Origin of the sequence: Pseudosulfitobacter sp. DSM 107133 (genome assembly GCF_022788695.1) — a bacterium.
GTDB lineage: Bacteria > Pseudomonadota > Alphaproteobacteria > Rhodobacterales > Rhodobacteraceae > Pseudosulfitobacter.
The window spans coordinates 1,594,585-1,619,857 of sequence record NZ_CP085154.1 but is presented as its reverse complement, the minus strand read 5'-3'; the positions used below and the strand labels follow the sequence as shown (position 1 = coordinate 1,619,857).

The following is a 25,273-nucleotide window of genomic DNA, read 5'->3' as shown; positions in this document are numbered from 1 at the left end:
TAACGATCTGTACATAGTCCCGCGTGGCGGATTCTCCAATGGCAAAAACAGAACCAACAGGGAACATTGGCGGGCTACTGTCACTATTTGTCAGCAACAGCCCGCAACGAAGGTCTGGACCGACTCACGGTGTCGTGGTCTCTTTACCGCGTATTGAACGGCACATTTATGATTAAGAGGTTTGAACATGCGGTATCTGCTGGCGGTAATGGGTGTTTTGGGTCTGCTTGCGCAGCCCGTGGGGGCGCAGGATCGGCCCAATACAATTCTTGTACTGGATGGATCAGGCTCGATGTGGGGCCAGATTGACGAGGTTGCCAAGATCACCATCGCGCAGGAGGTCGTCGGCAAACTGCTAACCACCCTTCCCGCCGAGCAGCAGCTGGGGCTGACCGTATACGGCCACCGTACCCGTGGCGATTGCACCGACATCGAAACCATCGTGGCCCCCGGCCCCGACACCCGTGATGCCATCGGCACAGCGGTGCGCGGCATCAAACCGCTGGGCAAGACGCCCATGACCGATGCGGTGATCGCGGCCGCGCAGGCGCTGCGCTATACCGAAGAAAAGGCCACCGTCATTCTGGTGTCGGACGGGATCGAAACCTGCAACCCCGATCCCTGCGCCGCCGCGCGCCTGCTGGAAGAGGCCGGCATTGATTTCACCGCCCATGTCATCGGCTTTGACGTGACCGACGCCGAGGCACTGGCGCAGATGCAATGTCTGGCCGAGGAAACCGGCGGCACCTTTTTGACCGCTGCCAATGCCGACGAGCTGACAACCGCCCTTACCACCGTAGCCGCCACGCCCGAACCCGCGCCGGTGCCCGTTGCTGCAACCTTGCGCGCTGTCGAGGGCGACGCCGCAGCGCCGCGGCTGCAAGACCCTGTGCTGTGGAGCGTGACCGGACCGGACGGAACTGCATTGGTCAGCGACCGGCAGATCAACCCGCTGGAACTGGACCTGCTGCCCGGTGCCTATGCGATCACGGCCTACCGCGTGCAGCAGGAAACCGAACTGAACGGGCAGTTGCAGGTCATCGCGGGGCAGGATGCGACCCTGACCGTGGTCTTTGACAAGCCTGCCGTGACAGCAACACTGGAGGCCGCCGCAACCGCCCCGATGGGCAGCGACATTCCGGTCGCATGGGATGCCCCCGCAGGGCGCGATGACTATATCGCCGTGGTGGATCCGCAAGACGACGGCAATCGCGCGATTAACTATTCCTATGTGCGCGACGGCAACCCTGTCAGTGTAACACTGCCCCCGCGTGAGGGCGCTTTCGAGCTGCGCTATTTCCAAAAGGACGGCACCGTGATCGGCACCCGTCCGATCACCGTGACCCCTGTGACCGCAACGCTTGAGGCCAGCGAAACCGCCGCAGCCGGCGCCGATCTGGCCGTCACTTGGCAAGGGCCTGACTACAAACGCGATTTCATCGCCGTGGGTGAACCCAGTGAACAATATGTCAACTATGCCTACACCAGCAAAGGCAGCCCCGCGTCCGTCAGGATGCCCATACAGCCAGGCACTTACGAGCTGCGCTATGTCATGGATCAGGGCCGCACGGTAATCGCCACCCGCGTGATCGAAGTGGTTGACGTGACCGCCTCGGTCACCCCGCCCGCGCAGGCGACCGTGGGGGCCACCGTTGCGGTGCCGTGGGAGGGGCCGGATTACAAACGCGACTTTATCGCCGTGGGCAAACCGGACGAGAATTACATCAACTATGAATACACCCGCAACGGCAGCCCTGCCCAATTGCAGATGCCGACAGAACCGGGCGATTACGAAGTGCGCTATGTGCTGGATCAGGACCGCAAAGTGATTGCCACCGCGCCCATCACGCTGGTTGCCGTGGCGGCCAGAGTCTCCCCCCCTGCCCAAGCCACTGCCGGCGCTACCGTTGCGGTGCCATGGCAAGGCCCCGACTACACGCGTGACTTTATTGCCGTGGGCAAACCGGGCGAGAATTACATCAACTATGCCTACACAAGCAACGGCGCGCCTGCGCAATTGCTGATGCCGATTGAACCCGGCGATTACGAAGTGCGCTATGTGCTGGATCAGGGCCGCGAAATTATTGCCACAGCCCCCATCACTTTGGTCGCAGCCTCGGCCAGCGTGTCCCCACCCGCGCAGGCTGTCGCCGGAGCCACCGTTGCGGTGCCATGGCAAGGCCCTGATTACAAACGCGACTATATCGCTGTGGGCAAGCCGGGCGAGGCCTACATCAACTATGCCTACACCAATAGCGGCACGCCCGTGCAACTGCTGATGCCGACCGAACCCGGCGATTACGAGGTGCGCTATGTGCTGGATCAGGACCGTGAAGTGATCGCCACGGCCCCGATCTCGATCAGCGCTGTTACCGCCAGTATCACTGCGCCGCAAACTGCTGTGGTCGGGGCGACGGTAGCCGTGCCTTGGGAGGGGCCGGATTACACACGCGACTATATTGCGGTCGGCAAACCGGGCGAGCAATACGACAGTTATGCCTATACCAAGGACGGCACGCCCGCGCGTATCATGATGCCTGCCCTGCCCGGGGACTATGAACTGCGCTATGTGCTGGATCAGGACCGCAAGGTGATCGCCACCGCGCCGCTGACCATCACCGATGTCGCAGTCACGCTGAATGCGCCGACCAGCGATGTGGCGGGCGCGACGATTGCCATTCCCTTCGACGGGCCGGGCTACCGGCGCGACTATATCGGGATCGGCGCTCCGGGATCGGACCGCCACGATGCCTATGTCTATGTCAAAAAGGGCGAGATCGCGCAGTTGAAACTGCCCGACACGCCGGGCGTGTACGATCTGTTCTATATGATGGACACAGGCAGGCGGGTGATGGCACGCCAGCCCATAACCCTCACACCGTAACGCTGTTGCGCTGCGCCGCCAGTATCAGGTGCAGCGCCAGCCCCGCGACAAAGGCTGTCCCTGCCAGCAATGGCAGGGCGGTGTACCCCAATCCCGCGAGTGCGGCCGCCATCACGGGTGTGCCCAGCGTGTTGCCCAGATTGCCCATTTGCGCCATCGCCCCGTTGGCCTGCGCCTGCGTGGCTGCCGTGTCGTTCAGCTGTGGCACGGCGGCAAAGGTCGCCCCCTGTATCAGCCCCATCGCCGCCGCCAGCGCCAGACAGGCGGCGGGCAGACCCGGTTGCACCCACAGCCAGACAATCGCCAGTGCGCTAAGGCCAAAGCCCGTGCAGACCACCCAAACGGCGCTGCGCCGCCCCAGCAACCAGACGCCCAATGTCATCGACACCGCGATCGAGGTCAGCGGCATCGCCCCCATGACCATGGCCCGAACCTGTTCGGGAATATAGGGCGGCATTACCGTCAGGATCGACACAAAGCAGAATGTGTAAAACAGCCAGCCCAACCCCGGCGCCGCAATCCGCGCCGAGCGGTAGATTGTCACATGATCCCGCAGCACCTGCCCCGGCGACAGTGGCGTGTCCGGCCCCTGCCCCGGCAGCTTGCGCAACCAGATCATCAGCATTACGGCAAATCCGGCCATGTACAGGCTGTGCGCGATGAACAGCGCAGGCACTCCCCATGCCGCCACCAGCGGCAGGCCCGCCCATGTCAGCACCGCAAAGGCCACACCAAAGAAGGTGCCCCACAGCGTCAGCGCCCAGCCGCGATCCTTGGGTGCGGTGATCTGGGCGATCAGGGTGGGCGTGGCCACCACCAGCCCCAGATGCGACAGACCCTCAACAGCGCGCAGGGCCAGAAACCAGTGAAATGATGGCATTGTTGCCTGCAAGGCCGACACCACGGCCCCCAGCCACAGCGCCAGCAACAGTGCGCGGCGATAGCGGATACGCGCCACCAGAATGCCCGCGACCACACCAAAAATGATTCCCAACAGCCCGACCAGAGACACCGCCCAGCCCACGGCGGTGCCGGCATCGGGATAAATCTGCGGCAACTGGTCGAAGATCACGCTGATTTTGCCATATTGCGCCGCCGCCCCCAGCCCCGCGCCCCAAAGTGCAAAAACAAGGGCGATGGGGGTGCGGGTCATAAGCGGGCGCTTTCAATCACAAGGGGTGCGCCCGTTCTGACAGAGGTTGGCGGGACGGGAAAGATGTGATGGCGGATCGGGGCCTTGAAACAGAAGTTCGCGTTGTTCCGCGATACCGCCTCCCTCTGTCGGCTGTATCTCAGCGGTATTTGTGAACCTGGCAATTGTTCAGCATGAAACCAATGATTTCCTGAAACGCATTCCCGTGACCGACGATTGCGACCGTCTCGCGGCGGGTGTCGATCTCGGCAAGCTTTGCAACAAAACCCGCCACCCGCTTTTGAAAGGTCTCCACCGGTTCAACCGGCACCTGAACCTCTGCATCCGCATGTGTGTGCCACCAGTGATGCGGCAATTCGTCAAACGAAAGATGCGGGAAATCAATGCGTAACTCCGAAGGATGACGCCCAACGTCGCCGCTGTATTTCAGCAGTTCATGATGACCATGCCTGACTTCGATCGGGGCAATTCCGTCAAAAATCGTCTGGGCCGTTTGTATCGCGCGTGTCAGCGGCGAGGTGATAACGCGGGTAACCTCCAACTCGGGAATACGCGTTCTGACCTCAGCGGCCTGTTCAAACCCAAGCGCGGTCAAAGGTGCGTCAAAAATAAAAGGATCCTCTGCCCCCCGATAGGCCGCATTGAATTCCGACTGTCCGTGCCTGATGAAATATATTGCCATGGGGCAGTCCTTATCTGCGCTGCTGATGTCAGGGTGATATGTGGCGCACGACACGAAATCCAGACCATTGGCGAAAATCGCAGCATCGTCCAATCCGGGCGGACGCGCCCCGAAAACGGCGTCAGTCCAGCGCTTTTCTGCCCTTGAAAATTGCCTGAAAGCGCGGCGCGAAAAAGGCCGAGAATGCTTTGACCTCGGGGCGGCAATAGGCATCGGGATTGATCAGCAACCACGAGCTGGCCGAGGTCCCTTCGGGTGGCGGGAAGCAGCGCAGCAACGTGCCAATATCCTGCGCCATAGACGTATTGATAATGCCGATGCCAATCCCGCTTTTTACGGCTGCGATCATCGCCTCGGCATCCGAACAATGCGATACGATCTGCGCAGGGTCGATGCGGTCCAACAGCCAGTCATTCACCCCTAACGAGCTGGAAAACCTGTCATAAACCACAAACCTGTGCCCGGCGAGTTCTGCCTCTGATCGGGGCAGTCCTTGGCGGTCGGCATAGCTTTGCGACGCATAAAGCGACGCCGTGACGGTGGTAAGCTTGCGGCAGATCAGGCGCGGGTCATCCACGGTTTTTGAAATGCGAATGGCAATATCAGCCGCGCCGCCTCCCAGGTCCAGAACGTCATAGGTCGAGATAAATTCGAACTGGACATCCGGGTGGTCCGAACGAAAGTCGGAAATGATAGCCGAAAAATTGTCTGAAAAATTGGTTCTGGGCATGGTTATGCGGATTGGCAGAAGGTGGCCCTTGGGCTGATTGTCTGCCTCATGCGCAAAGGCGGCCGCGGCCGCTTCGATGCGTTCAGCCGCAGCCGTCAAATGCACCGCTTCTGCCGTGGGACTAAAACCGCGTGTGTCACGCTTGAACAAGGTCAGCCGCAGGCCATGCTCCAATGCATCAATGCGACGGGCCACTGTAGGTTGTGACATTCCCAGATGTTTCGAAGCCGCAAGTGTCGACCCGGTTCGCAGAACCGCCAGAAAGACGCGAACGTCCGACCAGTTGTGAAATACGCTCTTCATTTGTGAAGAACAGCACAACGCCAAAGCCGATACCAGAAAAACTGCTGTCCACGTAACTTTGATCCAACAACATCACGCCGCGAAAGGATCGAAAATGTCAGCCTTTACCTTATCCCCAAACATCTGGACCACATTGGGAAATCTGTTCACCGGCACCGCCAAAAAGGATAGGCCGCCAGCCCGTTGCCAAGACACAGACGAATGCAGGCAAGCCGAACGCGATTGCATCCGTGACATGGTCTGGAGCAATCCGGATGCATTCACCAACGAGATGGACATTCTCAGCATGAAGTATGGCGGTCACGGCAGGTTCTGAAAATACATGCCGGAGGGTGGCGCCAGGCGGATCCAATCGACATGGCCAACCAGCAAAAAGCGCGACAGAATTGCTTCTGCCGCGCCTTTTTTCACCCTGGGGTACAGACCCTAATCGGGTCACTTACATGTGGATCACGCGCCCGTAAGCATCCAGCACGCTTTCGTGCATCATCTCGCTGAGGGTCGGGTGCGGGAAGACGGTGTTCATCAGGTCTTCTTCCGTGGTTTCCAGCTGACGGCCCACGACATAGCCCTGTATCAGCTCGGTCACTTCCGCGCCAACCATATGCGCGCCCAGCAGTTCGCCGGTTTTGGCGTCAAACACGGTCTTGATCATGCCCTCTGGCTCGCCCAGTGCAATCGCCTTGCCGTTGCCGATGAACGGGAAGCGGCCCACTTTGACATCATAGCCCAGTTCCTTGGCCTTGGCCTCGGTATAGCCCACGGATGCAACCTGTGGATGGCAATAGGTGCAGCCTGCAATGCTTTCGGGTTTGACCGCATGGGGATGCATCCCCGCCATCAGCTCGGCCACCATCACGCCCTCGTGGCTGGCCTTGTGGGCCAACCATGGCGCCCCGGCGATGTCGCCAATGGCATACAGACCCTCGACACCGGTGCGGCAGTATTTGTCCGTGACAACGTGGGTGCGGTCGATTTTCACGCCCAGTTCTTCCAGCCCCAGCCCTTCGACGTTGCCGACGATGCCCACGGCGGAAATAACGGTGTCAAATTCCTGCGTTTCGACCTTGCCGCCCGTTTCGATATGCGCGGTAACCTTGCCCTTGGCGCGGTCCAGCTTCTTGACCATCGCCTTTTGCATGATCTTCATGCCCTGCTTTTCGAACTGCTTCTTGGCGAATTTCGAGATTTCCTCGTCTTCGACAGGCAGAACGCGGTCCATCACTTCGACCACGGTCGTGTCAGCGCCCAGCGTGTTGTAGAAGCTGGCGAATTCGATGCCGATGGCGCCCGACCCGATGACCAGCAGCTTTTTCGGCATGCGTTTCGGGTCCAACGCGTGTTTGTAGGTCCAGACCAGATCGCCGTCGGCTTCAAGCCCCGGCAATTCGCGCGCCCGTGCGCCGGTGGCGACAACGATATTCTTGGCGCTCAGGTCCAGCGTTTCCTTGTCGGTCTTGACCTTGACCTTGCCCTTGGCGGGCAGCGTGGCCGCGCCCATGAACACTGTGATCTTGTTCTTTTTCATCAGATGGCCGATGCCGCCCGACAACTGCCCTGCCACCTGACGCGAGCGTTTGACCACGGCGGGCAGATCGAAATCGACATTGTCGGCCTTCAGCCCGAATTCCTTGGCGCGGTGCATCAGGTGGAACACCTCGGACGTGCGCAGCAAGGCCTTGGTGGGGATACACCCCCAGTTCAGGCAGATACCGCCCAGATGTTCGCGTTCGACGATGGCCACTTTCATGCCCAGCTGTGCGCCACGGATCGCGGCAACATAGCCACCGGGGCCTGCACCAATCACGATCAGATCAAAGGAAGTCTCGGCCATATGTGTCCTCGCTTGGCTGCGCTATGGAATATAGTTTAGCGTTAAACCATATTTCAGCATCTCACAACCGCAAGGTTCGGTCCCACAGGATGTTTCAGGCCGCTTCGGTGCGCTCCAGCGCGTCCAAAGTGGTGCGATAGCCGCCATCGTCCACATAGGAGGCTTCGAGCGAAGTCGAATGCCGCCCCAGCGCGTCGTTGCGATAGGGAAAACGGCCGAACTTGCGAATGACTTCGCGGTGGGCGCGGGCGTGCAGCAGGTTGTTGCCGCCGTCGTTCATACGCTCGCACATCAGCCGCACACAGCGGTCCTGATCGCACAGGTTTTCCGAATGCATCAGCGGCATGTAAAAGAACTGTCGCGCGGGCGGGTCAATGCGCAAATCCCAGCCCTTGTCGATGGCCGATTTCGCAGCCGCCTTGGCCATACGGTCGCTGGCAAAGGCCCTGGCATCGCCACGGAACATATTGCGCGAGAACTGGTCGGCCAGAATGATATAGGCCAGCGCCCCGCTGGGATAGGTCAGCCACATCGAATAGTGACCCGCGCACAGGTTTTCCCAAGCGCCGTGAAACCGGTCGCGGATCCGGGCGTCAAAGGCGTCTTCGGCCCGATACCAATCCGCAGGCGTACAGTCGTCCAGCCAGAATTTCAGGACGTCGTCCGGTGTCACGTCGGTTTGCTGGGCCATGGGTTGCTCCGTTTGCGCCTGCATTTGTGTTTTTACTGTTAAAGTTTTGTTACAACACTGCAATTCACGAAATGCAACAGCGGCGTCATAAATCGCACGCTGCTGCATTCATAGGCATCAGTTCGCTTGCGTGCCGTCGTCATCCTCTTGCGCGGCTTCAGCGGATTCGATGGCCCATTCCTGCGCAATTTCCATACCGACAACCGTGGTGCCCGCAGGTGACATCGCCACGAAGGAACCAGTTTCATCAATCGGAATGGCCGCGCGCTGGGTCGAGCGGTAGATGGCATAGACAACCATTGCTGCAAACAACACGGCGGTGAACAGATAAAAGCCCCCCGGCCCCACGTTTTCCATCAGCCAGCCGGTGATCAGCGGGCCGGCGACGGCACCCAGCCCGTTCAGAAAGAGCATCCCGCTTGAGGCAGCGGCCATGTCTTCGGGTTCCAGAAAGTCATTGGTGTGCGCAATCAACAGCGAATACAGCGGGTTGGACATGCCCCCCACCACAAAGGCCGAGATCAGAAGCATGGTGAACTGATGCCCCAGAAGCATCCCCAAAATCGACCCCGCCGCCCCGATGGCACTGACCCCGACGATCAACAGGCGGCGGTCCATCCGGTCCGACATCCAGCCAATGGGGTATTGCAGCACCACAGCCCCCACAAAGAACGTCGCCACAAAGGTCGAGATTTGCGCGATGCTCAGCCCCGCCTCCGCGCCGTAAACCGAGGCCATGCCGAACTGGGCCGAGAAAATGCCGCCCAGCAAGAACATGCCAACGCAGCCCAGGGGCGAAAAATTGACCAGTTCGCGCAGCGACATCGGCTTGGTGGTCTCAAAGGCCGGCGTGGGGCTGATCGACAAGAGAATCGGCGTGATCGCCAGGCTGACCAACACCGAGGGGATCACGAACAAGACGTACCCCGACGGATCTGCCGTGACCAGCAGCGCCTGCGAGGCGACGATGCCCAGCGTCTGCACAATCATATACAACGACAGCGCCTGCCCGCGGTTTTCATTGGTGGCGGCGTTGTTCAGCCAGCTTTCGGCTGTCACATAGACCGCCGAGAAGCAAAAACCGATCAGGATACGCCCCACTGTCCACGCCCAGGGGTCGGCGAATGTCGGGTACATGATCATCACCGCCGAGATCAGCGAGGCCAGCGCCGCAAACACCCGCACATGCCCCACGCGGCGGATCATGTTGGGCGCCATCCGGCTGCCCCCCAGAAAGCCGACGAAATAGGCTGACATGACAATCGACATTTGCAGGGTCGAAAACCCTTCGATGTTGCCACGGATACCCAACAGGGTGCCTTGCATCCCGTTGCCGACCATCAACAGACCCATACCGAACAACAGGGCCCATGCGCTTGAAAGAACTGAAAACATAATGCGCTCCGAAATATGTCGCGGGTTTGGCTGATGCGGCGATGTGGGTAGCGTTCCATTCCCCTGTCCCACGCCATCATGGCGCAGGTCAGGGACGAAAGCGACCTATTGCGGTCTGTTTGGGCCGGTTGCCCCGAAGGGAAGCAAAAGTGATGCGTCACCGTAGCTGAAAAACCGATAGCGTGCAGCTATTGCGTGCGCGTAAATTTCGCGGATGCGTTCCTGTCCGATCAGGGCCGACACCAGCATCATCAGCGTTGACTTGGGCAAATGGAAATTGGTCATCAGACCATCGGCCACCTGAAAGTCGAAACCGGGGTAAATAAAGATGTCGGTCGTGCCTTCCCACGGCTGGACCATGCCATCGCGCGCAGCACTTTCGATCAGCCGCAGCGCGGTGGTGCCCACCGGGATCACCCGCCCGCCTGCGGCCTTTGTCGCGGCGATCTCGGCGGCGGCGGCGGCGCTGACATGGCCCCATTCGGCGTGCATCTTGTGGCTGGTCACGTCGTCCACCTTGACCGGCAAAAAGGTGCCCGCGCCGACATGCAGCGTGACATGGGTAAAGGAGACGCCCATCGCTGCCAGCTTTGCCAGCAGGGCATCATCGAAATGCAGCGATGCTGTAGGTGCTGCGACAGCGCCCGAGTGGCGCGCCCAGACGGTCTGATAATCGGATTTGTCCTGTTCGTCTGCCGGGCGTTTTGCGGCGATATAGGGGGGCAGCGGCATCGCACCGGCATCGGCCAGTGCCGCGTCGAAATCGTCGCCCGTCAGGTTGAAGCGCAAATGTCCCTGCCCGTCTGCAGTGCCTTCCAGCGTCGCCGACAGCGCATCGGAAAACCGCACGACCTCGCCGGCCTTGAGCTTTTTCAACGGCTTGACCAAAGCCGACCATGTGCCGTCGGCGCGCGGTTCCAGCAGCGTGACTTCGATCCGCGCCACGGTCGCGCCCTGCGCCGAATTGCGCGCGCGCTGGCCCGACAGGCGCGCCGGAATCACCCGCGTGTCGTTCAGCACCAGCCGGTCGCCCGCGCGCAGCCATGTTGTCAGGTCAGAAACCCGTGCATCATGGATTTGCGCAGCATCCGCCACCAGCAAACGTGCCGCCGTGCGCGGCACCGCAGGGCGGGTTGCGATCAGCTGCTCGGGCAGGTCGAAATCAAAATCGGTCAGTTTCATGACCCCGCCCTTAACGCCCCCCTTGGGCGCTATCAAGCCGTTGCCGTCGCAGTTGCGCGGGTGTGAGATCGGTCTTGGGCGGAACAAAGGCTTCGGGCACGGTGCCGCCGCTTTGCCCCTGCGGACTTTCCAGCGCAGGCACCTCTGGTGGCGGACGGCGGAAGATCTCGCGGAACAGTCCCGGAGTCAGCGCCGACAGCGGATTCACGCTGACATTGGGTTTGGCCGCAGGGCCAGTCAGCCGGTAGTTGAACCCGATCAGCCCCTCGCCCTTGCGGGTAAAGATCGCGCCGATTCCGTTCAGCAGGTAAACCGGCGACACCACACCCTGCATGTCCAGTGTCGAATCATTCAGATTGTAGATACCGTCCATCGAAATGCCCAACGACGGGCCGGTGGCACTGGCCTTGGTCAAGGTCATGCGTTTGGGGGTCAGGCGGAACGATCCTTCGACATTGCCAAAGACAATACCATCACCGCTGAGCTGTTCCAGCAGGCCGACAATCGAAATGGCAGCCAGCAGATCCGCGATGGCGGGCGCGTTCTTGACCCGTGTGTTGCGAATGGTCAGCTCGCCGTCAAAGGCACCGTTCTGGCCCACGGGCAACAGCGTCAGGTTCAACTCCCCGCCACGCGCATTCTGGATGATCCCGGCCGAGGCCACGACACCGCCCGCATCCTGTGAGGTCACGCGCACCGCGCTGCGCCCGTTCTGGGGCACCACCCGTCCTGCCACCGCAGCGCCACCGTTGATCCGGCCCGTAAACGTGCCGTCCAACCCTTTGGCGGTGTTGAACGTGCCCTGCATGCCGGTCAGCGATATCGTGTCGGTGATGCGCAGACTGTCCAGCGCCAGAACCAGCGGACCGGTCGACTGGCCACTGCCGCCCGCATCCTCCGAGCCGAAATTGGCGGTGCGCAAATCTATGGTGCCACCGCGCACGCGGATTTCAGGGGCAGCATTGCGCCCACGCCCGACAATATCAACCGGCACGTTCAACCAGTTGCCCACTTTGACCTGCGAAAAGCGGGCGCGCTCTAACCCGCCCGAGGCATCCAGTTTCACCGCGCCACTGGCCGACAGGCCGGCAGCGTTCAGACGGATCGCAGTGATTTCGGGGCGGGTTCCAAGGGTTGCTTCGACACGCAGGGTTCCAGCGGTGCCCGCCGCCTTGGACCAGCCCAGCGGGGCAAGCCGCATGGTCAGCCCGCGCAGGTTCGATGTCAGCACCATGCGCGGTGCGGCCCCGCCGGTTGGCAGATCCACCACGATCTGCCCCACGCCGGTGCCGCGAATGGAACCGGGCGGCAGGTCGATGTTGAATTCATCCAATGTGGCCTGCGAAATCTCGACCGTGCCGCGCACCTGACTGCCGCCCTTTGCTTCCACTCCCAACGGCTGGTCCCATTTCACATCAAAGGGCACATTGCCCAGTCGGCCCTGCCCCGCCACATGCACCCCGTCGTTTGTCGCCGTCAGCTTCAGCGTGGGGGCCGCAAGGGTTTCGTTCGGAACCAGCACGTCGGTGCGCACATCGCTCAGCGTGCCGCTGACCTCGTAAGTCACGTCGCTGGGTTGCAATTTCTTGATCAATGGCAAGGCAATGGTGCCTTCCAGGGAAACCCGCCCGTCTGCCAGCCCCACAGGCAGGCTGGCCTTGTCCATCACCCGCAGCGGCTCCTGATCCAGCAGCGACAATGCGGCTGTAACGGTGCTGGTGGTTTCCAGCCGTGCGATGGCCGGTGCACCATCCTTGACTGCGACATCCGGAATGATGAAGGACGATCCCTCCATCCCCACACGCCCGCCTTGTGGTGCGGTGACAAAACCCTGATCGACAGAAACAACAAAGCGGTTGCGCAGCAGGCTGGCATGGCCCGATGCCTTTTCGATCGGCGGCATCGTTTTCATGAACCGCACCTTCGCATCCGCATAATCAAAGCTCAGATAGCTTTCCATCGGCGTGTCCGGTGCGCCGCGCAGGGCCAGATCAACTTCGCGCAGCCGTCCCGCGAGCAGGTTTTCGGACACCCAGTTGCGGGTCGGCGCGATCAGTTTTTCGGGCCACAGGGCCAGCAGCCGTTCGGGCGCCAGCTCGTCCACCTGCGCATCCAGCGAAAACCGCCAGCCTTCGCGTTCGGCAATCAGACTGCCGTTGGCACGCAGCCATTGCCCCTGATCCGACACCAGAATTTGTCCTAGCGTGACGCGAAACGGGTTCAGGTCCAGCCGAAAATCCAGATCGGCCCCGTCCAGCACCACCGGTTCGGCATAGAGATCCCGCGGGTTGAATTGCAGTCCCGAGGCTGAAAACTGCCCGATCAGCGTATCAACCTGACCATCTGTCTGCCCGTCCCCGCCCTCGACAGCACCGACAATCGCCTGCCCTTCGATTCGCCCCGTGACCCATTTGCTGACAACGCTCAGCTCGTCGAACTGCAAGACACGCGATGCCGGATCAAAGGTGAAATAGGTGCGGGCGGACCGAAACGGGATCGGACGGGTTTCGTTGTTTGGCTGAACCACACCCTGCCCGATCTGCAATGTCGCGTTGATCGGAGCCAGCGAGCCATCGGCCAGAACGCCGGTGCGCAGCGCCCCCGAAATCGGGGCGCGCAGGGCATCAAGCCAGGCAAAGGCAGGCCCCTGAGCCGCGATGTCGGCGGCGTCGACATCGGCCAGCTTGACGCCGAATTCGGCCAAAGGAGACCCGATGCGACTGGAATAGTTGGTTTCAAGCGTCGCCACGCCGGTGCCACCGGACAGCAGTGCCAGATCCGCCGATACCGCCAGATCGTCGCCAGTGCGCGCCAGCCGCACGCGGCCACCATCAGCCGTCCAGGCGCGCCCGGCGCGGGCGTCTTCATAGCGCAGCGTCACGCCGTAAATGTCGGCTGCGGTCAGCGCCTGCAACTGGGGCTGCACCAGCGCGGCATCCACACCCGCGATCAGCGCCGGCACCGAAACCGAGCGGGCTTCGCCTCCGCTCAGACCCTGGCCGCCATACAGGGTGACCTGCCCTTCGCTGTCACGCCGCAGGGTCACGAACACGCCCGTCAACTCGATCCGCTTTGGCACCACCTGCCCCGACAACAGCGGTTTCATCGCAAGACTGGCTTCCAGTTCCGAAAAGCTGACGATTTCGGCCCCCGCATCAGTGCGCAGGGTCACGTTGCGGATGCGCGCGCGCGGACGCCAGCCCTTGTTGACGACAATCTCGGCGCCTTCAAAGGTCAGCTTCACACCGGGCAAGACCCCGTTCACCCGCGCCTCGATCCGCTGTTCCAGCCAGAGGGGCGCGGCAATCGGCTTGCCCACCAGCACGGTAATCAGCACCGCCGCAACAACGCCCAAGACCGCGCACAGCACAAGCGTGCCAACCCCCACATGTTTGGCAATGCGGCGTTTGCGGCCCTTGCGCCTGACCTTTGGCAGGTCCGCCGCGCCGGGCTGTTCAGGAGGTTTTGGCGACTTGGTGTCGGTCATGTCTTTATTCTTGCTGCTCCAAAGCTACTATGACAGTCAGTTTCGCGCATGCCCAGATGGGCCAGTATGACAAGGACCGTCATGATAGAAGTAGCTTCCCCCGCCCCCGATTTCACCTTGCCGCAAACCGAAGGAGCGGATGTCACGCTGTCTGCCCTGCGTGGCACCCCTGTTGTTCTGTTCTTTTATCCAAAGGACAATACGCCGGGCTGCACCACCGAATCCATTGCCTTTTCCGAACACCTGCAAGCCTTTGCCGATGCCGGTGCGCAGGTCTATGGAATTTCCAAGGACAGCCTGAAGAAACACGCCAGTTTTACCACAAAACACAGTCTGACAGTACCGCTTCTGTCGGATGAAAACGGGACGGTTTGCGAAGACTATGGCGTATGGAAGGAAAAAAAGATGTATGGCAAGACCTTTTGGGGGATCGAGCGCACCACGGTGCTGATCGGCGCCGATGGGAACGTTCAGCGCATCTGGCCCAAGGTCAAAGTGGCCGGTCACGCCGAAGACGTTCTGGAGGCGGTGAAGGCCCTGTGAGCGACACTGTGATGATGCCGCTGGCCCGGATGGCCGACGCCGTGCTGCGCTGTGGCGATGGTCGTGAGAAAACCGCGCTGTCGCGCAGGCTGGCCGCGCAGTGGCAAGCGGCGCGCGCCGCCGGAGAAACGCCCGAGATCGGCACCGCCAGCCCGCCGATGCAGCCCGCCCGCCCCGCGCGCCCCGAACTGCTGGCACCGCGCGACGTGCCCCACCGCAAACCCGGCAGTCCCGAGGGGCGCATCGCCCTGCTGCATGCGGTGGCGCATATCGAACTGAACGCGGTCGATCTGCACTGGGACATCATCGCGCGGTTTTCCCATGTGCCGATGCCGATGGGCTTTTTTGACGACTGGGTCAAAGCCGCCGACGAAGAATCCAAACATTTCAACCTGATGGCCGACTGTCTTGAAGAGCTGGGCAGCCATTACGGGGCCTTGCCCGCGCACGCAGGCATGTGGCGCGCCGCCGAGGACACCGCCGATGATCTGATGGGTCGGCTGGCGGTCGTGCCGATGGTTCTGGAAGCGCGCGGGCTGGACGTGACGCCCAACATGATCCGCATCTTCAAGCAGGCCAAAGCGGACAGCGCCGTCGCCGCGCTTGAGACAATCTATGCCGAAGAAGTGGCGCATGTAGCATACGGGTCCAAATGGTTTCACTTCCTGTGCGGCCGCGAAAACGCCGACCCCAAAGAAGTGTTTCACAGCCTTGTGCAAAAGTATTTCCACGGTGCCCTCAAGCCCCCCTTCAACGAGGAAAAGCGCGCCGAGGCCGGCATCCCGCCCGACTTTTATTGGCCGCTGGCCGCTTCAACCTGAAGTGGGTCCAGCCGGGGACTACACTCTAAGTGCTATTGTTTAAGCGGTATTCTGCCCATTTGCCCGCGAATCTGCCCGAAACCCCCGATCAAGGGCCAAAGCGGTTGCCCGACTGGACCGAGGTCTTTATGCAACAGCGACAAGGTGCCTGTGTTGGGGAACGCAACGCCTGTATTGGGATGGTATAAAAAGGACGGGCAGTTTGCGCACACGTCTCGCGATCAAATTCGATGCCGCGCTCGAGCGGTGGTTTCCTGAACGCAGGGTGTTCCTGAAATCTGACACGGACACGCGTTTCATACGCCTGCGTCCGGGCGTTCAGCTGGTGGCCTTCGCGGGGTCTTCCCTGCTGATTGGCTGGACCATCGTCGCCACCGCCGTCATTCTGATGGACAGCATCGGGTCGGGCAACTTTCGTGAACAGGCCAAACGCGACCAGCGCACCTATCAGGCGCGTCTGAACGATCTGGCAGGCCAGCGCGATTCGCGCGCCACCGAAGCCCATGCTGCCCAAGAGCGTTTTAACGCTGCGCTGAACCAGATTTCGGTGATGCAGTCGGAATTGCTGGAAAGCGAAACCCGCCGCCGAGAGCTTGAGACCGGCATCGAAGTGATCCAGTCGACCCTGCGGGGCACCATGAAAGACCGCGAAGCCGCCCGCATGCAGGTTGCGGCTCTGAAAGAACAGATGGACAGCGACAGCACCGGCACCGCGATGGCGGACAGTGGTGCAGGCGCGCCGCTGGATTTCGTGGCCACCGCGCTGGCCGAGACAGCCGCAGAACGCGACCAGATCGCACGCGATGCAGAAGACGCCCTGTTGGCCGCCGACGATCTGACCGAACAGATCGCCCTGATGAAAGACCAGAACGACGCGATCTTCCGCCAGCTGGAAGACGCCATGACCATTTCGGTGGCCCCGCTGGACAAGATGTTCCGCGCCGCCGGAATGCCGACCAAGCAAATCCTGGAACAGGTCCGCCGTGGCTATTCCGGTCAGGGTGGCCCGCTGACGCCGCTGTCATTCTCGACCCGTGGCGAGGAACCCAGCGCCGATGCCATGCGCGCCAACCGCCTGCTGAACCAGATGGACAAGCTGAACCTGTACCGTATCGCTGCACAAAAAGCGCCCTTTGCCATTCCGGTCAAAAACGCCTTCCGCTTCACTTCGGGCTTTGGTTATCGTCGTGACCCCAAGACCGGCGGGCGGCGTATGCACAAAGGCGTTGATTTTGCCGCCTCAACGGGCACACCGCTGTATGCCACGGCGGATGGTGTCGTGACCCATGCCGGTTGGTCTTCGGGTTATGGCCGTTTGGTCAAGATCCAGCACGAGTTCGGAATCGAGACCCGTTATGCCCATATGTCAAAGCTTCGCGTGAAAGTTGGCCAAAGGGTCTCGCGCGGGGACCGTATCGGTGATATGGGAGCATCTGGACGGGTGACCGGCGTGCACCTGCATTACGAAGTCCGCGTCGGCGGCAAAGCTGTTAACCCCATGATCTATATCAAGGCTGCAAACGATGTTTTCTAAAAGCAAAATCAACGAACCCGGACCCAAAGACGACGCGGCCAAAGGCGGCGCACCTGCGGCTCCGGCACAACCTGCGTCGGCGGCCCCAAAGCCCAACGAATTCAAGGCCAGCGCACCCAAGGCAAAGCCGCCTGCGTCGGTTCTGTCGTCCGACCTGCACATCACCGGCAACCTCAAGACAACTGGTGACATCCAGGTCGAAGGCACCGTCGAGGGCGACATTCGCGCCCACCTGCTGACCATCGGTGAAACCGCAACCATCAAAGGCGAAGTGACCGCCGATGACGTGGTGATCAACGGCCGTATCGTTGGCCGCGTGCGTGGCCTGAAGGTGCGCCTGACATCGACCGCACGGGTCGAGGGCGACATCATCCACAAGACCATCGCCATCGAAAGCGGTGCGCACTTCGAAGGGTCCGTGCAGCGTCAGGACGACCCGCTGAACCCGGGCGCATCCAAAGCGGCCCCCGCCGCCGCGCCTGCGCCCAAGCCACAAGGTCAGCCGCAAAGCTAAGGCCGGCGTTAAAGATTGAGAAACGGGCGTCCGGCATTGCCGCGACGCCCGTTTTCGTTGGGACGTGCGAAACGCATCAAAGCGGACCTTCGGCGCAGTCGCCGCAAAGGTCGGGAGCGCGGGACTTTGTGGCAATTCACCAAAGCCTGAAGGTCAAGGCTCGATGAGCCACCCGTCGCAACGCGCTCAGACGCCAACCCCACCCACCAAGCCCGGAATCAAGTATCCGTCTTGGTCAAGGGTGTTTTGGTGTCCATTCTCTGTTTTCGCTTATGAGAGTGTTTGCGAGGATCAGGAGTTTTCGCATGAGGACGGCGAGCGCGACCTTGTGGGGTTTTCCGGCGGCTCTGAGGGCATCGTATTTCTGGCTCAGATCGGGGTTTCGCTTCATGGCGACGAGGGCGGGCATGAACAGGCTCTCGCGCAGGAGCCTGCGCCCGCCCTGGATGTGGGCCTTTCCGCTCCACTGACCGGACTGACACGTGATCGGCGCGAGACCTGCGAGCGCCGCGATCTGCTTTGACCCCAGAGTGCCGATCTCGGGGCATTCGCTGAGCAGCGCCCGTGCGGTGATGGCACCGATCCCGGGGATCGAGGTGAGAATGCCGATTGCCCTGGCGCGTTCCGGGCAATCGCGGTTTCGCCGTTCGATTTCGGCGTTAAGCCTGTCGATCTGGTGGTTGACCTGACGCAGGCGTGCCCGGGTCAGGCGGCGGGTCACGTCGAGCTGTTGCGTGCCAAGGCGGTTCATCAGCGCGGTACGATCCCGCACCAGCCCGGTGCGGGCGACATGCAACTCCTTGATTTCACGCTGTTTGGGGTCGGTTGGCTGGTCCGGAACCAGCTCCAGCGCGCGCCCCATGAGCGCGAGCATGCGGGCATCGACCGCGTCGGTCTTAGCGCGTGTGCCGTGGGCCTGCGCGAAGCGGCGGGCCTGCAGCGGGTTCACCTTGACGAGCGGCAGGCGGCCTGAGAAATGGCTCTCGAGGCGTCGGTGGTAGGGGCCGGTGGGCTCGAAGACCACGCGCTCCGGCGTTGTCTGCCCCAACCAGCGCTCGAAGGCGCGCAGGCCTGTCGCGGTATTGTCGAACCGGGCGTGGGTTGCGGTGCTGAGCCGGTGCGCGTCAAGATGCGCTTTCGAGATGTCGATGCCGATGGTATCGTTGATCATCTTCGTCATGTCCTTTGCTTGTCGTGCAGAGCCTGTGAGCTGCTGCGTATCCGTTCAGGCCTCATGCGAAGACGACGGGCGATCTCACTTGATTACGGTCCTCGAAGACCTGGCCGCAGACGATCCACCCGTCGCCGGTGCCTGCGATCCAAAAGGTGGCTGGCACCGGCTCCACCTTCGCAGAAGAGCCACGGAAAGTCTGAGACAAGGCACGCAGTGCCGCCGGGCAGCGCCCGACCGCCCCATGGGCGGGCGCTTCCTCACCGTGTTTCACCTCTTCATCCCCACGCCAAAGACGAGAAATAAAGTGGCGGCCACTGACGTCGCGATGCCCACCCGCGGTCAGGCGCCGCCCTGTGTGGTTAAGTCACCATGGGCTCATAGCCGTCCTTCGCTGCGATCTGCGCGACGGTCCGCTTCCCGCAGTACAACAGAATCGGATCGACCAACACACGCACCGACGGATCGCCGTTCACCGCACAGCCCTAGCCCGCCACGGGCTGTTGCAGGCTGGCCTTGGCCAGCGCCGCGATCAGATCGGTGCGGGTCACGATGCCCAGCAGCCGACCCCGCGCCAGCACTGGCACCGCGTCTACCGCGCCCTCGGCCATCAACGGCAACAGCGCAGCGATCGGCGTGGTCGGTGTGGCGCGTGGCCCAGCAACGCCCATGATCTCGTGCGCCTGGGGCGGTCGATCACGGCTGCGGTCCAGCATCCGCGCCATCGACGCGCCAAAACCACGGTTCAGCCGCAGCGCATCATCGCGGGCGCGCTCGATCAGATGCATCTGAAAGATCACCCCCAGAAACCGGTCTTCGGGGCCGACCACGGGCAACGAGGTGCATTTGTGCCGCCGGAACAGGTCGGCCACCTGTGCCACCGGCGTTTCAGCCGTCACCGTAATCAGGTCGCGCGACATTACATCGGCGGCGGTCAGCGGGCCGGTGCGATGGCTGGCCGCCTGCAATTCGGCGGCCCCGATCAGGCGGGCCAGATCCTCGACCCCCATGTTGAACGACTGGCGGTAACGGTCCAGCAGGTCGGTCAACTCCTCCTCGCTCAGCCCCAGACGTTGCATCGGCGCAGGGTCCGAAGTGCCAACAGCATTGCGTTCGTCAAAGTGGCGGAACGGATAGCGCCGCCCCGTCAGGCGCGCATAGATCATCGCCAGCACCACCAGCGCGACCGTGCCCACCGCCACAGGGGCCAGCGCGAACCAAAAGCCCAGATGGGCCACGGCATCGGGGCTCATCGCGGCGGTCATTGCCACGGCACCGGCAGGCGGATGCACCGCGCGGCACAAGATCATCGCTGCGATGGCCAGCCCCACCGCCAATGCGATACGCAGCGCGGGGTCTGGGACCGTCATACAGACCCCCACACCGATCAGCGCCGCCACCGTGTTGCCCACCACGGCCGACCAGGGCTGCGCCAACGGCGCGTTGGGCACAGCGAACAGCAGCACTGCACTGGCTCCGAACGGGGCGATCAGGTACAGGCCCAGCCGAAAATCGACCAAAGGCGACAGAATAAACAGCCCCACCACGGCCAGCCCGACACAGGCACCGATACCGGCGCGCAAGGCCTCGGCCGGATGGGCCACGGGCAATGCCGGACCCAGCCCCCGTATCAGACGCGCGACGTTGTGCATTTTACCTGCTCTCCGAATCTGCTTGGGCCAAGCAGTGTCAAAGGACATGCCCGAGGTAAAGCCATACGGCCTCGCACGTCTGCGCCCCGAAACACAACAGGCCCGCGCAGATCACTGCACGGGCCTGTCGAAAAACCGTTCAGAACCGATCACTCGGTCACTGTCACCGACTTCATAACGTCCTGTTGCCCGTCAATGGCACCGGAACGCGCATCGCCCCGCTTCAGGCTGTCCAGCACGTCCAGACCTTCCGTCACGCGGCCCACGACGGTGTACTGGCCGTTCAACGAGGGGTACTCGGTAAACATGATGAAGAACTGGCTGTTGGCGCTGTCCACGCTTTGCGAACGGGCCATGCCGACAACGCCGCGCTCGTAAGGGATGTCCGAGAACTCTTGCGCCAGGTCGGGTTTGTCCGATCCGCCCATGCCCGCACGGGACGTGTCACCGCCGGACTTGCCGAACTGGACGTCACCTGTCTGGGCCATGAAGCCGTCGATGACGCGGTGGAACACCACGCCGTCATAGGCCCCCTCGCGGGCCAGTTCGGTGATGCGCGCCACATGTTCGGGTGCCACATCCTCAAGCAGATCAATCTGGATCGTGCCCTTGGCGGTTTCGCCCTCGACCTCGATGGCCAGACCGGTGGCCAGCGCGGGGCTGGCCACAAAGGCAAGAGGGATCAACAGCTTACGCAACATCTGCGGCAACCTTGACGCTGATCATACGGTCGGGCTGCGCGGGCGGCTCGCCACGGGTGATCGCATCGACATGTTCCATGCCGGAAATGACCTGACCGTAAACGGTGTACTGACCGTTCAGGAAATCATTGTCCTTGAAGTTGATGAAGAACTGGCTGTTGGCACTGTTGGGGTTGGCCGAACGGGCCGCACCAATCGACCCGCGCGCGTGCGGCACCTTGGAGAACTCGGCAGGCAGGTCGGGCAGCGACGAGCCTCCGGTGCCGGCGGCACGCAGGTTAAAGCCGTCTTCCATGTCGCCGTTCTGCACGTCGCCGGTCTGGGCCATAAAGCCGTCGATGACGCGGTGGAACGCAACATTGTCATACTCACCGGCGCGGGCCAGCTCTTTCATGCGCTCAACGTGCTTGGGTGCCAGGTCGGGCAGCAGCTGGATGGTGACGGTGCCGCCTTTCAGCTCCATCAGGATGGTGTTTTCCGGGTCTTTGATCTCGGCCATTGTCGGCTCCTCTGTCTGATATTGCGAGGATACCTAAGGTGCGGGCCCGCTTTTGCCAAGCCGCTGCATTGACCTGAGGGAAAAATGCCGCGAAACACCGCCCAACGGATTGGATCAAGGAATTGAAGACGATGGCCTGGAAAACACTCGACGACATGGACCTGAACGGCAAACGCGTGCTGTGCCGTGTGGATATCAACGTGCCGGTGGAAAACGGCCATGTGACCGATGCCACCCGGATCGAACGGATCGTGCCCACGGTGCAATATATTCTGGATCAGGGTGGCACTCCGGTGCTGATCGCTCACTTTGGCCGCCCCAAGGGCAAGGTGGCGCTGGACCTGAGCCTGCGGGTCGTTGTCCCTGCCCTGACTGCGGCGCTGGGGCGCAAAGTGCGTCTGATCGAAACACTTGAGGCGGCAGAGGCCGGCACCGACGAAATCGACGGTGCAGATGTGCTGCTGCTGGAAAACATCCGCTTTTATCCCGGCGAGGAAAAGAACGATCCCGACTTTGCCGCGCGTCTGGCCGCTTTGGGCGACATCTATTGCAACGACGCCTTTTCCGCCGCCCACCGCGCCCACGCCAGCACCGAAGCACTGGCGCGCCTGCTGCCCGCCTGTGCGGGGCGTCTGATGCAGGCCGAACTGCAAGCGCTGGAAGCCGCGCTGAGTGCGCCGGAACGCCCCGTCGGGGCCGTTGTCGGGGGCGCCAAGGTGTCGACCAAGATCGACCTGCTTCAAAACCTTGTGCAAAAGCTGGATGTTCTGGTGATTGGCGGCGGCATGGCGAACACGTTTCTGGCCGCGATGGGGGCCGATATGGGGGCATCCTTGCGCGAAGATGACCTGCTGGACACCGCCCGCGCGATTCTGGACGAAGCCCAGACACGCGGCTGCCGTGTGATCCTGCCCGCAGACGGTCGCGTTGCGCGCCAATTTGCGGCCGGGGCAGACTTTGATCTGGTCCCGCTGAACGCTGACACGGTTCTGGACGCCGACCAGATGGTTCTGGACGCAGGTGACGCCGCCGTGACCGAGATTGTCGCAGCATTCGAGAGCCTGAAGACACTGATCTGGAACGGGCCACTCGGAGCCTTTGAAATCGCGCCTTTCGACACTGCCACCGTGAGCGCAGCCCAGGCCGCCGCCAGACTGACCCGCGAGGGTGCGCTGGTCACCGTTGCAGGCGGCGGTGACACCGTTGCCGCACTGAACCAGGCCGGGGCCGCGGATGATTTCACCTATATCTCCACTGCCGGCGGGGCCTTCCTTGAATGGATGGAAGGCAAGGAATTGCCCGGAGTTGCCGCGCTGTCCTGAGACAGAGGCCTTCGGTCAATCGCCGCCTGCGCCCTGTCCTGCTCGCCGGGGCGCAGCGGCACATGATTGCCACAACACGCGACAGTTATCCGATTGTGAAAGCGCTTGGCGAATCGGGGGATTCCCATAGCGAATCAACTGTGGCATAACAGGATCATCGCCCGACCAAGAGGCGGACCTTGAAAGCAGCACCCATGACCCGCATCGCCCGACCGGCATTTGGAACGTTCATCTTTTTCGCAGTGGCTTTTGCCCTGTGCGTCTATTTCACCTTTGCCGCCGTGCAGGGTGATTTCGGGCTGTTCCAGCGGGCCCAGATCGACGCCGAGGCGCGCGTATTATCCTTGCAACTTAAAGATGTTAGAGCCGATGTGGCCCGCATGGAAAACCTCACGCACCGCCTTTCTGATGACTTTCTTGATCTCGATCTTCTGGACGAGCAGGCCCGCAAAATTCTGGGTATGGTCAGGTCTGACGAGATAGTTGTTCGCTAATAGCAACAATTTCGCCCAGATATCGCCGCATTTCACTGTACAACTTTAAGCATAGTAGCAGTTTGAATGCGGCGTATGAGTATGACATCGACCACACACACAACTTCAGTCATTTTTGGCGCCGGTTCAGGCGACCGGAACGTCTGCTTTCAAACATACGAACGGTCCCCCCACACGCAGCGAAATGCGCGGCATCTGCCGTTATCGCCCGGCGCGGGGGACCACAAGATCACTCAATCGAACGCAGACCTTAACATGTAGACCCTCTCCTGCGTTCGCTGTTTGGCGCGGCCGGATCTATCCCGTTCGGACCAAGCCACAACAGTCCCCGAGTGAAAGCCCTGCCCCCGCCCAGCGGGGGCAGGCCGCTGCATTTGGGCCCTACGCCGGCCGTCCGGCTCTTCCGACTCCAACCTGACCTGAATCGCGACCGTCAACGGGGCACGCTATCTGTGCATGATTGTTCCAACCTGCGCCCGAACCGGAAAACCGCCCCCCACATCCCTCGAAACAACACCGCCAACCTGTCGCTACTGCCAGAAAACAAGGCATTCCACCACCATACCGTGACGGATTGTCATTTGCTTATATAACCTCTCGCATGACGCCACCGAATCCGATAAAAGATAGTTTAACGCTAAACTATTAATGTCAGGGAGGGTCGCGCATGGCCGCCAGAAAGACCACAAAGAAGCCGAATGTTTCGGCTGACGAGCTTAAGGCCTATTATCACGACATGCTGCTTATCCGCCGATTTGAGGAAAAGGCGGGCCAGTTGTACGGCATGGGGCTGATCGGTGGCTTTTGTCACCTGTATATCGGACAGGAAGCCGTTGTTGTGGGCCTTGAGGCCGCAGCCGAAGAGGGCGACAAGCGCGTAACCTCCTACCGTGACCACGGCCACATGCTGGCCTGCGGCATGGATCCCAACGGCGTGATGGCCGAGCTGACGGGCCGCGAGGGTGGCTATTCCAAGGGCAAGGGCGGCTCGATGCACATGTTCTCGAAAGAGAAGCATTTCTACGGCGGCCACGGCATCGTTGCCGCGCAGGTGCCGCTGGGCGCCGGTCTGGCCTTTGCCGACAAATATCTGGACAACAAACGTGTCACCTTTACCTATTTCGGCGATGGTGCGGCCAACCAGGGTCAGGTCTACGAGACTTTCAACATGGCAGCTCTGTGGGGCCTTCCCTGCATTTTTGTCATTGAAAACAACCAGTACGCCATGGGTACCTCGCAACAACGCTCGACCTCCAGCGCCGAGATCTGGGAGCGCGGCAAAGCGTTCGGCATTCCCGGCGAGGCGGTCGACGGCATGGACGTGCTGGCGGTGAAAGCCGCAGGCGAAACCGCCGTGGCTCACTGCCGTTCGGGCAAAGGCCCCTATATTCTGGAAATCAAAACCTACCGCTATCGCGGCCACTCGATGTCGGACCCGGCCAAGTACCGGACCCGAGAGGAAGTGCAGAAAATGCGCGACGAACGCGACCCGATCGAAGCCGTGCGCACCATGCTGCTGCAAGGCAAACATGCCACCGAAGAGGACCTGAAAGCCATCGACAAGAAGATCAAGGACGTGGTCAACGACAGCGCCGAATTCGCCAAGACCAGCCCCGAACCCGCGCTCGAAGAGCTGTGGACCGATATTTACGCAACCGAAGTCCCGCAGGAGGCTTGATCC

General features: G+C 61.6%; 20 protein-coding genes. 8 read left to right on the top strand and 12 right to left on the bottom strand.

Annotation, left to right across the window (positions count from 1 at the left end):
* The first annotated feature begins 187 nt into the window (after nt 1-187).
* Complete coding sequence (locus DSM107133_RS07960) at nt 188-2,884, top strand: VWA domain-containing protein (RefSeq protein WP_114292043.1); 2,697 nt, start codon at nt 188-190, stop codon at nt 2,882-2,884.
* Here the strand turns inward: DSM107133_RS07960 and DSM107133_RS07955 are convergent.
* The 8 genes from DSM107133_RS07955 to DSM107133_RS07920 form a co-directional block, all read right to left on the bottom strand.
* Nucleotides 2,874-4,037, bottom strand: a complete 1,164-nt coding sequence (locus DSM107133_RS07955; protein ID WP_114292042.1) for an MFS transporter — start codon at nt 4,035-4,037, stop codon at nt 2,874-2,876. The two genes, DSM107133_RS07960 and DSM107133_RS07955, sit on opposite strands and share 11 nt — an antisense overlap.
* A 139-nt stretch (nt 4,038-4,176) precedes the next feature.
* Entirely contained in the window at nt 4,177-4,932 is a 756-nt protein-coding gene (locus tag DSM107133_RS07950) for a histidine phosphatase family protein (RefSeq protein ID WP_114292041.1), read from the bottom strand.
* On the bottom strand, nt 4,841-5,752 hold the full coding sequence (locus DSM107133_RS07945) for a LysR family transcriptional regulator (protein WP_114292040.1): 912 nt from the start codon (nt 5,750-5,752) through the stop codon (nt 4,841-4,843). The genes DSM107133_RS07950 and DSM107133_RS07945 overlap by 92 nt, the downstream gene beginning before the upstream one ends.
* A 439-nt stretch (nt 5,753-6,191) precedes the next feature.
* Complete coding sequence (gene lpdA, locus DSM107133_RS07940) at nt 6,192-7,586, bottom strand: dihydrolipoyl dehydrogenase (RefSeq protein ID WP_114292038.1); 1,395 nt, start codon at nt 7,584-7,586, stop codon at nt 6,192-6,194.
* 94 nt (nt 7,587-7,680) lie between these two features.
* The gene (locus DSM107133_RS07935; RefSeq protein ID WP_114292087.1) at nt 7,681-8,277 is read right to left on the bottom strand and encodes a DUF924 family protein; all 597 of its coding nucleotides are present in this window, start codon (nt 8,275-8,277) and stop codon (nt 7,681-7,683) included.
* Nucleotides 8,278-8,394: 117 nt separating this feature from the next.
* Complete coding sequence (locus DSM107133_RS07930; protein WP_114292037.1) at nt 8,395-9,672, bottom strand: MFS transporter; 1,278 nt, start codon at nt 9,670-9,672, stop codon at nt 8,395-8,397.
* Nucleotides 9,673-9,777: 105 nt separating this feature from the next.
* On the bottom strand, nt 9,778-10,854 hold the full coding sequence (gene queA / locus DSM107133_RS07925) for a tRNA preQ1(34) S-adenosylmethionine ribosyltransferase-isomerase QueA (RefSeq protein WP_114292036.1): 1,077 nt from the start codon (nt 10,852-10,854) through the stop codon (nt 9,778-9,780).
* A gap of 10 nt (nt 10,855-10,864) precedes the next feature.
* Nucleotides 10,865-14,341, bottom strand: a complete 3,477-nt coding sequence (locus DSM107133_RS07920) for an AsmA-like C-terminal region-containing protein (protein WP_114292035.1) — start codon at nt 14,339-14,341, stop codon at nt 10,865-10,867.
* An 81-nt stretch (nt 14,342-14,422) separates the two neighbouring features.
* Between DSM107133_RS07920 and DSM107133_RS07915 the strand changes: the two genes are divergently transcribed.
* The 4 genes from DSM107133_RS07915 to DSM107133_RS07900 all read left to right on the top strand — a co-directional run bounded on the left by DSM107133_RS07915 (nt 14,423) and on the right by DSM107133_RS07900 (nt 17,753).
* Complete coding sequence (locus DSM107133_RS07915) at nt 14,423-14,884, top strand: peroxiredoxin (protein ID WP_114292034.1); 462 nt, start codon at nt 14,423-14,425, stop codon at nt 14,882-14,884.
* Nucleotides 14,885-14,895: 11 nt separating this feature from the next.
* Nucleotides 14,896-15,705, top strand: coding sequence for a ferritin-like domain-containing protein (locus DSM107133_RS07910; RefSeq protein ID WP_114292086.1), 810 nt, complete (start codon nt 14,896-14,898; stop codon nt 15,703-15,705).
* Between the two features lie 202 nt (nt 15,706-15,907).
* Nucleotides 15,908-17,239 (top strand): M23 family metallopeptidase, encoded by a 1,332-nt coding sequence (locus DSM107133_RS07905; RefSeq protein ID WP_114292033.1) that lies wholly within the window; start codon nt 15,908-15,910, stop codon nt 17,237-17,239.
* Nucleotides 17,229-17,753: a polymer-forming cytoskeletal protein gene (locus DSM107133_RS07900; protein ID WP_114292032.1), complete on the top strand. Its 525-nt coding sequence runs from the start codon at nt 17,229-17,231 to the stop codon at nt 17,751-17,753. The genes DSM107133_RS07905 and DSM107133_RS07900 overlap by 11 nt, the downstream gene beginning before the upstream one ends.
* A 235-nt stretch (nt 17,754-17,988) precedes the next feature.
* Here DSM107133_RS07900 and DSM107133_RS07895 read toward each other — a convergent pair whose 3' ends face one another.
* From DSM107133_RS07895 to DSM107133_RS07880, 4 genes are all read right to left on the bottom strand, one after another.
* Nucleotides 17,989-18,933: an IS110 family transposase gene (locus DSM107133_RS07895; RefSeq protein WP_114291353.1), complete on the bottom strand. Its 945-nt coding sequence runs from the start codon at nt 18,931-18,933 to the stop codon at nt 17,989-17,991.
* A gap of 476 nt (nt 18,934-19,409) precedes the next feature.
* Nucleotides 19,410-20,576, bottom strand: coding sequence for an HPP family protein (locus DSM107133_RS07890; RefSeq protein ID WP_114293344.1), 1,167 nt, complete (start codon nt 20,574-20,576; stop codon nt 19,410-19,412).
* A gap of 149 nt (nt 20,577-20,725) precedes the next feature.
* The gene (locus tag DSM107133_RS07885; RefSeq protein WP_114293343.1) at nt 20,726-21,277 is read right to left on the bottom strand and encodes a peptidylprolyl isomerase; all 552 of its coding nucleotides are present in this window, start codon (nt 21,275-21,277) and stop codon (nt 20,726-20,728) included.
* On the bottom strand, nt 21,267-21,776 hold the full coding sequence (locus DSM107133_RS07880; protein WP_114293342.1) for a peptidylprolyl isomerase: 510 nt from the start codon (nt 21,774-21,776) through the stop codon (nt 21,267-21,269). Before DSM107133_RS07880 ends, DSM107133_RS07885 begins: the two co-directional genes overlap by 11 nt.
* A gap of 131 nt (nt 21,777-21,907) precedes the next feature.
* Here DSM107133_RS07880 and DSM107133_RS07875 point away from each other — a divergent pair, with 131 nt between their 5' ends.
* The 3 genes from DSM107133_RS07875 to pdhA all read left to right on the top strand — a co-directional run bounded on the left by DSM107133_RS07875 (nt 21,908) and on the right by pdhA (nt 25,270).
* Nucleotides 21,908-23,098, top strand: coding sequence for a phosphoglycerate kinase (locus DSM107133_RS07875; protein WP_114293341.1), 1,191 nt, complete (start codon nt 21,908-21,910; stop codon nt 23,096-23,098).
* Nucleotides 23,099-23,292: 194 nt separating this feature from the next.
* A complete protein-coding gene (locus tag DSM107133_RS07870) occupies nt 23,293-23,592 on the top strand; it encodes a septum formation initiator family protein (RefSeq protein ID WP_114293340.1) in 300 nt (99 codons plus the stop codon).
* Between the two features lie 667 nt (nt 23,593-24,259).
* Nucleotides 24,260-25,270: a pyruvate dehydrogenase (acetyl-transferring) E1 component subunit alpha gene (gene pdhA / locus DSM107133_RS07865; RefSeq protein ID WP_114293339.1), complete on the top strand. Its 1,011-nt coding sequence runs from the start codon at nt 24,260-24,262 to the stop codon at nt 25,268-25,270.
* Nucleotides 25,271-25,273 lie beyond the last annotated feature (3 nt).

Excerpts from the sequence above, each read along its gene's own strand:
- DSM107133_RS07930 (WP_114292037.1), bottom strand. The coding sequence starts at position 9,672 with ATGTTTTCAGTTCTTTCAAGCGCATGGGCCCTGTTGTTCGGTATGGGT.
- DSM107133_RS07870 (WP_114293340.1), top strand. The coding sequence starts at position 23,293 with ATGACCCGCATCGCCCGACCGGCATTTGGAACGTTCATCTTTTTCGCA.
- DSM107133_RS07890 (WP_114293344.1), bottom strand. The coding sequence starts at position 20,576 with ATGCACAACGTCGCGCGTCTGATACGGGGGCTGGGTCCGGCATTGCCC.
- DSM107133_RS07900 (WP_114292032.1), top strand. The coding sequence starts at position 17,229 with ATGTTTTCTAAAAGCAAAATCAACGAACCCGGACCCAAAGACGACGCG.
- DSM107133_RS07935 (WP_114292087.1), bottom strand. The coding sequence starts at position 8,277 with ATGGCCCAGCAAACCGACGTGACACCGGACGACGTCCTGAAATTCTGG.
- DSM107133_RS07895 (WP_114291353.1), bottom strand. The coding sequence starts at position 18,933 with ATGACGAAGATGATCAACGATACCATCGGCATCGACATCTCGAAAGCG.
- DSM107133_RS07920 (WP_114292035.1), bottom strand. The coding sequence starts at position 14,341 with ATGACCGACACCAAGTCGCCAAAACCTCCTGAACAGCCCGGCGCGGCG.
- lpdA (WP_114292038.1), bottom strand. The coding sequence starts at position 7,586 with ATGGCCGAGACTTCCTTTGATCTGATCGTGATTGGTGCAGGCCCCGGT.
- DSM107133_RS07955 (WP_114292042.1), bottom strand. The coding sequence starts at position 4,037 with ATGACCCGCACCCCCATCGCCCTTGTTTTTGCACTTTGGGGCGCGGGG.
- DSM107133_RS07875 (WP_114293341.1), top strand. The coding sequence starts at position 21,908 with ATGGCCTGGAAAACACTCGACGACATGGACCTGAACGGCAAACGCGTG.
- DSM107133_RS07960 (WP_114292043.1), top strand. The coding sequence starts at position 188 with ATGCGGTATCTGCTGGCGGTAATGGGTGTTTTGGGTCTGCTTGCGCAG.
- pdhA (WP_114293339.1), top strand. The coding sequence starts at position 24,260 with ATGGCCGCCAGAAAGACCACAAAGAAGCCGAATGTTTCGGCTGACGAG.
- DSM107133_RS07910 (WP_114292086.1), top strand. The coding sequence starts at position 14,896 with ATGATGCCGCTGGCCCGGATGGCCGACGCCGTGCTGCGCTGTGGCGAT.
- DSM107133_RS07880 (WP_114293342.1), bottom strand. The coding sequence starts at position 21,776 with ATGGCCGAGATCAAAGACCCGGAAAACACCATCCTGATGGAGCTGAAA.
- queA (WP_114292036.1), bottom strand. The coding sequence starts at position 10,854 with ATGAAACTGACCGATTTTGATTTCGACCTGCCCGAGCAGCTGATCGCA.
- DSM107133_RS07950 (WP_114292041.1), bottom strand. The coding sequence starts at position 4,932 with ATGCCTATTGCCGCCCCGAGGTCAAAGCATTCTCGGCCTTTTTCGCGC.
- DSM107133_RS07885 (WP_114293343.1), bottom strand. The coding sequence starts at position 21,277 with ATGTTGCGTAAGCTGTTGATCCCTCTTGCCTTTGTGGCCAGCCCCGCG.
- DSM107133_RS07945 (WP_114292040.1), bottom strand. The coding sequence starts at position 5,752 with ATGAAGAGCGTATTTCACAACTGGTCGGACGTTCGCGTCTTTCTGGCG.
- DSM107133_RS07915 (WP_114292034.1), top strand. The coding sequence starts at position 14,423 with ATGATAGAAGTAGCTTCCCCCGCCCCCGATTTCACCTTGCCGCAAACC.